The sequence below is a fragment of the Vibrio crassostreae genome, from assembly GCF_041439375.1.
Classification (GTDB): Bacteria; Pseudomonadota; Gammaproteobacteria; order Enterobacterales; family Vibrionaceae; genus Vibrio; species Vibrio crassostreae_D.
On sequence record NZ_JBGONY010000007.1, the window covers coordinates 130248 to 138627 of the forward strand.

The 8380-nt window shown below is 44.2% G+C and carries 6 protein-coding genes; 5 read left to right on the top strand and 1 reads right to left on the bottom strand.

What is annotated here, in order from left to right; all coding sequences use genetic code 11:
* The first annotated feature begins 155 nt into the window (after positions 1-155).
* Both ACED45_RS05420 and ACED45_RS05425 read left to right on the top strand, forming a co-directional pair.
* A complete protein-coding gene (locus tag ACED45_RS05420) occupies positions 156-767 on the top strand; it encodes an acyl carrier protein phosphodiesterase (RefSeq protein ID WP_371713464.1) in 612 nt (203 codons plus the stop codon).
* Between the two features lie 57 nt (positions 768-824).
* Positions 825-2102 (top strand): DEAD/DEAH box helicase, encoded by a 1278-nt coding sequence (locus ACED45_RS05425; RefSeq protein ID WP_371713465.1) that lies wholly within the window; start codon positions 825-827, stop codon positions 2100-2102.
* A gap of 132 nt (positions 2103-2234) precedes the next feature.
* Here the strand turns inward: ACED45_RS05425 and ACED45_RS05430 are convergent, their stop codons facing one another.
* Positions 2235-2981: a TetR/AcrR family transcriptional regulator gene (locus ACED45_RS05430; protein ID WP_146491614.1), complete on the bottom strand. Its 747-nt coding sequence runs from the start codon at positions 2979-2981 to the stop codon at positions 2235-2237.
* A 150-nt stretch (positions 2982-3131) separates the two neighbouring features.
* Here ACED45_RS05430 and ACED45_RS05435 point away from each other — a divergent pair, with 150 nt between their 5' ends.
* Genes ACED45_RS05435 through ACED45_RS05445 form a run of 3 tightly spaced genes read left to right on the top strand, consistent with a single transcriptional unit; the run spans position 3132 to position 8328 of the window.
* Positions 3132-4220: an efflux RND transporter periplasmic adaptor subunit gene (locus ACED45_RS05435; RefSeq protein WP_371713466.1), complete on the top strand. Its 1089-nt coding sequence runs from the start codon at positions 3132-3134 to the stop codon at positions 4218-4220.
* On the top strand, positions 4220-5275 hold the full coding sequence (locus ACED45_RS05440; protein ID WP_371713467.1) for an efflux RND transporter periplasmic adaptor subunit: 1056 nt from the start codon (positions 4220-4222) through the stop codon (positions 5273-5275). The genes ACED45_RS05435 and ACED45_RS05440 overlap by 1 nt, the downstream gene beginning before the upstream one ends.
* Positions 5272-8328, top strand: a complete 3057-nt coding sequence (locus ACED45_RS05445) for an efflux RND transporter permease subunit (RefSeq protein ID WP_371713468.1) — start codon at positions 5272-5274, stop codon at positions 8326-8328. Before ACED45_RS05440 ends, ACED45_RS05445 begins: the two co-directional genes overlap by 4 nt.
* The last annotated feature ends 52 nt before the right edge of the window (positions 8329-8380 follow it).

Here is an 8380-nt window from a genome sequence, read left to right on the forward strand (position 1 = left end):
TTTCTGTAGTTCAACGTTCTCAAATTAAACAATTCTTAAACTGAGCAAATCTCATTCGCTCACACGTCATAACAAAACTATCCTCATTAAAGTTCGCGAAGATAAACGAGTACGTTTACCATGTTACTTAGTTCTCGATACTTTAATGAGGTTCAATGAACTTTCTCGCACACCTTCACATCGCCAAGCACTGTAACAGCAACTTAGCAGGTAACCTGTTGGGTGATTTTGTTAAAGGCGACCCCAATAAACAGTATTCGGATTCACTTTCTGACGGCATTAGGCTTCATCGATTTGTTGATAGCTATACTGATCGTCATGATGTATCTCGTTCTGCTAAATCGCTGTTCTCAGACCAAACACGACGCTTTGCGCCTATCGCACTCGATGTATTTTGGGATCACTGCTTAGCCAATCATTGGGCTCAGTTCTCGCAGCAGACATTAGAGCGTTTTTGTTTAGATAGCCATCAACAGATCTTTGAACATCAAGAGCTGCACTGGCCTGAGAATTTCATTGCGATGCATCAAAAAATGGCAGAACAACGTTGGTTGGAAAGCTATCAAGACATGTCATCTATAGAGGTGGTATTGCAAAGAATGGCACTGAGAAGGCCCAAGCTCGGTATGCTCGAAGTATGTTACGATGACCTCGAGCGTCACTATAATACGTTGCAGTGTCACTTTGTTGAGCTTTATCCCAACGTTTTAGAAGAAGCAAAGCAGTTTAATGCGCTTCAAATGAAGAAAAATCAAAAGGAAAGGTAAACAGCGTAATGCAGGTTTGCTACAATCCGCGCCTATTTAATCTTTGAGCATCATACTATGTCTGAATCTACTAAATCTTTTAACCAACTAGGATTGTCTGAGCACCTTCTTGCTACTCTATCAGAGCTTAACTTTACGGCTCCAACCAGTGTTCAAGAACAAGCTATTCCATTGGTATTAGAAGGCAAAGACGTACTGGCTGGTGCTCAAACGGGTACGGGTAAAACGGCTGCGTTTGGTTTACCGATTATCCAAAGATTAATCGAAACAAAAGACAACGTTATTCCGAACCCTAAGCTCGTTCGCGCGCTTGTGTTAGTACCAACACGTGAACTCGCACAGCAGGTGTTTGACAACCTCACTAGCTACGCGAAGGGCACTGACATTAAAGTGGTTGTAGCGTACGGCGGCGTTAGCATGAAGGTTCAAACGGACAACCTACGCGGGGGTGCAGATATTCTTGTTGCGACACCTGGTCGTCTTATCGATCACATGTTCACTAGGAACATCATGTTGAGCCATACGGAAGTACTGGTGCTAGACGAAGCAGACCGTATGTTGGATATGGGGTTCATGCCTGACATCAAACGTATCCTTTCTCGTATGAATGAAGTGCGTCAAACGCTGTTCTTCTCTGCAACGTTTGATAACAAAATCAAAGCGATTGCACATCGTATGATGCAGAAGCCAAGTGAAATTCAAGTTACGCCAAAAAACAGCACCGCTGAAACCGTAACACAGATGGTTTATCCGGTTGATAAATCGCGTAAGAGTGAACTTCTGGCTTACTTGATCGGTTCAAAGAACTGGCAACAAGTGCTGGTATTCACTAAAACTAAGCAGGGTACCGATGCGCTAGTAAAAGAGCTTAAACTAGACGGCATTAAAGCGGCATCAATCAATGGCGATAAGAGCCAAGGTGCGCGCCAAAAAGCATTGGATGATTTCAAATCGGGCAAAGTGCGAGCGTTGATTGCAACGGATGTAGCAGCGCGTGGTATCGATATTCAGCAACTAGAACAAGTTGTGAACTACGATATGCCATTTAAAGCAGAAGACTACGTTCACCGTATTGGTCGTACAGGTCGTGCCGGTAACAGCGGTTTGGCAATTTCATTGATGAGCCAAGACGAAGCCTACCTATTGGGTGACATTGAGCGACTACTGGATACACGCTTGCCTCAAGAGTGGTTAGATGGCTTTGAACCAAGCCTTGAAAAAGACCTTGCACCTGATCGCAGTGGCCGTAGCAAGAGTCGTTCATCGGAAAAACGTAAGATGAAAGCAAAGCTTAAGATTCATCAAAACCGTGGTAAAGCGAAAGCACGTCGCTAATTCTTTTGGTGGTTGATGCTTATCGCTTTATTGACGTGAAGGCATCAATCTAATCCAATATAAAAATGCCCCATTACTGTCATTCAGTAATGGGGCATTTTCGTATTAAGCATTGAATTTGAAGCAGCGTCTTTAGTGTTTACTTTGCTCGTGTTCGCATTTCCACACGCAAGGTACTTCATAAACTAGCTCTTCAATCGAACTTGGATTCAATACCCATTCATCACTGATATTGAACGTATTGATCATTTGCTTGTTGAACAGTTGCCAATGTTTTAACAACGCTTCTTCCGGTGTCGATTGCATGTCACCTTCATTCCATGTGCTTTCCATGAAAGGGGTTAGGCATACCGCTCCGTGTGCATACATAATCATTTGCCATTTAATTTCATAAATGTTGATCAAGTTATCTGGGTTCGCATCATTATATTCTTCTGCCAACATATTGATTTCTTTTTCGACATCACCAACATTGTCGATAAAGTAATCGACCAAGTTGTCTTTTTGGCGCACAGAGTCAGTGATAAGTTGCATTGGCTTACGTGAATGAATCATGTTGCTAAAGAGGCGCATGCTAAATAGATAAATAGTAATACTCGGCGCAACACCTTTGGGTAACTCTTCCATAATTTTAGCAATGTAAGACTGAAAATATTCGTGTAAACAATCGCTTATGGAGTGCCAGATCTTTTCTTTGCTACCAAAGTGATGGCGAATAAGGCTATGCGAGACGCCGGCTTTTTCACTGATGTTTCGCAGTGAAACGCTATCATAACCATGCTCACAGAACATTTCCGCAGCAACACTCATGATCAAAAATCGAGTCTCTTCAGCGTCTTTTGCGCTTCTTCTACCTTGTTTCTTTTCTGTCATCTTCATTTCACACATTTACCTGATTACCACATTCTACACTGTTTTTACTGAAATAAAAAATACTGCACAGGTGGAAAGTAAAGCTTGAGAATTATTAAATATTAAATATACTGCCCATCTGTGTAATAAATCATAATAATTAGATGGAGAAGCATCATGCAATCCAAGTTGTCTATTCAAGCCAAGGTGGGTAAGCAGATAGGACTGGCGTTTGCTGCACTATTACTCGCAAGCTCTTTGACCGGATGTAATAAGGTTCAGTCAGAAGAAACGGTTCAAGTTGTTAAGCCAGTCAAGCTGTTTGAGATCCCTCAGCAGACGGATATCGAGCTCGATAGCTTTATCGCAAAAGTGGATGCGACCGACCGTGCCGCACTTTCATTCCAAGTGGGTGGAGATATTGAAACATTCTCTGTTCGTATGGGACAAGAGGTGAAGAAAGGTCAAGTACTCGCTGTGCTAGATGCAACGGACTACCGTATTTCGGTTGATGCAGCCCAAGCCAAATTTGATCTGGCGAACAGCCAATACAAGCAAGCGTCAGAGTTGTACTCGAAGAAGCTTGTAAGCACGGATTACTACGACCAAGCCGTAAACACCTTTACTGCCGCTGAAGTTGAGTTGGACCAAGCACAAACAAACCTTGGTTACACCACATTAGTTGCTCCATTCGATGGCGTGGTATCGATGGTGTTTGGTAAGCAATATCAGTTAATCGCTGAAAAGCAGCCAGTACTTAACATTTTGAATCACAGCGAGATGGATGTGACTTTCTCTATTCCTGTATCAAAGCTTGAAGACCGTTCTATTCAAGACCTAACCAACTCAAACATGTGGGTTGTGATGGATAGCCACCGCGGCATTCGTATCCCAACGCGTTTTAAAGAGATCTCAACCCAACCAGACGAAGACACCAACAGCTACCAAGCGGCTGTGTCTATCGAAAAACCTGAAGGTATTAATCTGCTTTCTGGCATGACGGCACAAGTTGAAGTTCAGAAAAATAAGTCGGACTCCGGTATTGGCATTGTTGATTCAGCTTGGCTAAGCAAAGAAGCAGACCACGGTGAATTGTGGCGCTACAACCCAGAGTCTCAATTGATTTCTAAAGTACAAGTCACCCTTGATGGTCAAGGCAAGGTTATTGAAGGCCTGTCTTCTGGCGACTTAATCGTAGAAGCGGGTGTCGATGTGTTATCTGATGGGCAACAAGTAAAAGCTTGGTTACGTGAGGGCGGTATTTAATGAACCTTTCCAAATTATCAGTTGTGGTTGTATCTGCGTTATTGCTTCAAGCCTGTAACAATGAAAACGACCACCGTGAGCAACCTTCACTTTTGGTTTCAACCTTTGAAGTGGGTGCGCCACTGACTGACCAATTCAGAAGCTTTAATGGACAGGTGATGCCTGCAGAACTCACACCATTGGCATTTAAGCTTGCTGGTGAGATTCAACAAGTATTGGTTGAGGCTGGTGACAACGTAGAAAAAGGCCAGCTACTGGCGACCTTAGACAACGCGACATACCTGCAAGATCTTACAGACGCTAAATCTCAATTCAAATTAGCGAGTAAGCAACTGGCGCGTGGTTCTGAGATGTTTGACAGCAAGATGTTGTCGCAATCAGAACACGATCAGTTGACCGCTAACTACAAACTGGCATCGGCTAATTTGGCTGCGGCAGAACGTAAGCTGAGTTACACAGAGCTTTTAGCGCCATTTGCTGGCACGGTTTCAACAGTCGATAAGCAACGTTTCGAAAACACAACACCGGGTGAAACGTTACTCAGCGTGTACCAGAACGACAAGGTGTATGTGCGAATTCAAGTATCAGATTCGATCTTAGCGTCTATCAGCCCAGATATGCGTTCGAATAGCTATCGACCTGACGCAACCTTTGGCGGCCACTCTAGAAAATACCCTCTAACGTATCTAGAGCACACTAGTGAACTGCACCCGCAATCTCGCACCTACGAGTTTTGGATGCAGATGCAACAACCTAGAAGTGAAATTCTGCCGGGTACCAGCGTTACGGTAAATGTCGATATGGCAAAAGCGGGCTTGAGTGATGTTCAAGGTTACCAGTTGCCGATGACGACGCTACAAGCAGGCGCTGAAGCGAACCAATTTTACGTGTGGAAGATGGAAGACGGCCAAGCATTCAAAAGTGAAGTGGAAGTCGACAAGATCAGTGGCCAAGGCGCACTTATCGCGCATGGCGTCGAACAAGGTGAGTTACTCGTAAATTCGAATCTAAGAAAACTCCGTGACGGAATGCAATTGTCAGGAAAAGCAGAATGAACATCGCAGAATATTCAATAAAGAACAAAGTAATCAGCTGGCTGTTTCTAGTCATTTTGGCCATTGGCGGTGTGACGTCTTTTGGTAATCTATCCCGTTTAGAAGACCCAGCTTTTACCATTAAAGATGCAATGATTATTTCAACTTACCCTGGCGCTACGTCTATGGAAGTTGAAGAAGAGCTAACTTATCCGCTTGAAAAAGAGATAAGACAGCTTCCTTATATCGACAAGATCACTTCGACCTCATCAAATGGCATGTCTCAAATTATGGTCAGCATGAAGATGGATTACGGTCCAGACGAGCTACCACAAATCTGGGATGAAATGCGTCGTAAGATCAACGATCTACAGCCAACGCTACCAAGTGGTGTCAATTCCGTTCAGATCATTGATGACTTTGGTGACGTATTTGGTGTGATGATCATGCTGACTGGTGATGGCTACGATTATGTCGAGTTAAAGCAGTACGCAGATTATCTAACGCGTGAAATCGAACTGGTCGATGGTGTCGGCAAAGTAAGCATCGCAGGTGACCAACAAGAGCAATTGTTTGTTGAGATGTCACTTGAGCGTTTAGCGGCGCTGAACCTAGATATGTCGACAGTAACGTCACTGCTAGCACAACAAAACAGTGTTGTATCGGCAGGCGAGGTGATGTTGAATGGCCAAAGCTTAACGATCAAGCCTAACGGCACGCTGAGCACAGTTGAAGAGCTTGAAAATTTGATCATTCATGGTCGTGATACGGGCAACCTGATTCGCTTGAAAGGCGTCGCTGAGGTTACTCGCGGTATCCAAGAAAAACCGGGTAACGTATTAACTTACAACGGTAAACCCGCGATCAACCTAGGCATTGCGTTCTCTTCAGGCGTAAACGTCGTTGAGATTGGTAACGCGCTAGATGTGGAGCTAGACCGATTAGAAAGCATTAAACCTGCCGGTGTAAAGCTGAACTACTTCTACAACCAAGCGCAAGAAGTAGACAAATCAGTGGCTGACTTCTTAATCAGCCTAGTTGAAGCGGTAGCGATCGTTATCATTGTACTGTTGTTCGCAATGGGCTTACGCAGTGGTTTGATTATCGGTTTGGTTCTGCTATTGACAGTATTTGGTACCTTCATATTGATGGACTACAACGATGTCGAACTGCACCGTATCTCACTGGGTGCTTTGATCATCGCGCTCGGTATGCTGGTGGACAACGCGATTGTTGTCGTTGAAGGTATTCTAGTTGGCTTGAAGAAAGGTAAGACCAAGCTTCAAGCGGCAAAAGACATCGTGACACAAACGCAATGGCCACTATTGGGCGCGACCATTATTGCTATTACCGCTTTTGCACCTATCGGATTATCGAAAGATGCAACGGGCGAGTTCATGGGTTCATTGTTCTGGGTACTGTGTTTCTCGTTATTCTTGAGTTGGGTAACGGCGCTAACACTAACGCCATTCCTTGCTGAAATGTTGCTTAAAGAAGACAAAGTCGATCAGAACGAAGACCCATACAAAGGTATTCTGTTCGTTATATTCGGTGCATCTCTGAAATTTGCATTGCGTTTTAGATGGTTAACTGTCGTCAGCATGATCGCTTTGCTAGCGGTGTCTGTGGTTGGTTTTGGTAAGGTGAAGCAGCAGTTCTTCCCACCATCAAATACGCCGATGTTCTACGTAGACATGTGGATGCCAGAAGGTACGGATGTACGTGAAACGATCGAGCAAACTGAAAAGGTTGAGAGCTACATTCGTCAACAAGACGACGTAGAGTTTGTAACCACAACGGTTGGGCAGGGCATGCAACGTTTCGCGCTGACATACCAACCAGAAAAAAGCTACGAAGCGTACAGCCAGTTACAGGTAAGAACCACTGACCGTGACACCATGTTTAAGATTCTAGCGGAGTTAGACAAAAACTTAGCGAACGAATTTGAGCAACCAACGTTCCAGTTCAAACTGATTGAATTCGGCCCGTCACCAGCTTCAAAGATTGAAGCGCGTATTATCGGTGCTGATCCTCAAGTATTACGTAGCATTGCAGTTGAAGTCGAAGACGTATTACTTGCCGATCCAGGCTCACGAAATGTTCGTCACGATTGGCGTGAACGCACTAAAGAGCTAGTGCCACTGTTTAACGAATCAAAGGCTCGTCGCCTTGGCATTTCAAAAACTGATCTGTCTGAGACGTTACAAATGGCATTCGGCGGTTACAACATCGGTTTACTGCGTGATGGTACTCATATGTTACCTATCGTTGCGCGTTTACCAGAAGAAGAGCGTTTTGACTTTGAATCACTGAACAATGTGAAGATTTGGAGCCCATCGCTACAAACTTACATTCCAGTTGAGCAAGTGATTGATGGTGTCGAGCTTCAATGGTCCGAACCACTGATTCAACGTCGCGATAGAAAGCGTACACTAACAGTACTGGCTGACCACGACGTACTTGGTGAAGAAACGCCGGCTAGCTTATTTGCTCGTGTTAAACCAAAGGTAGAAGCATTAGAACTGCCAGAAGGCTACAGCATCAGTTGGGGTGGTGAATACGAAAGCTCAAAAGACGCACAAGAATCTCTATTTGGTTCATTACCAATGGGTTACTTGCTGATGTTTATCATCACTATGCTTCTATTTAATTCGCTTCGTAAGCCACTTGTGATTTGGTTTACGGTACCACTTTCTATCATTGGTGTTTCGATTGGTCTGCTAGGGACTAATATGCCATTCAGCTTCACGGCATTCCTAGGTCTACTGAGCTTAAGCGGCATGATCTTGAAAAACGGTATCGTACTGCTTGACCAGATCAACACTGAACTCTCAACAGGTAAAGACCCATACTTAGCGGTTGTCGACAGTGCGATTAGTCGTGTACGACCGGTATCTATGGCAGCATTGACGACTATCTTGGGTATGATTCCCTTGGTATTCGATGCATTTTTCGGCTCGATGGCGATTACCATCATGGCAGGCTTAGGCTTTGCTACAGTACTAACGCTAATAGTAGTACCAGTGATGTTCGCTATTCTATATAGAATCAAACCGTCCACTGCGGGTTATTAGGGAATAATGAAATGGACCCACCCTTCTAAACGGCGTCGCAATGCGCCAAGAT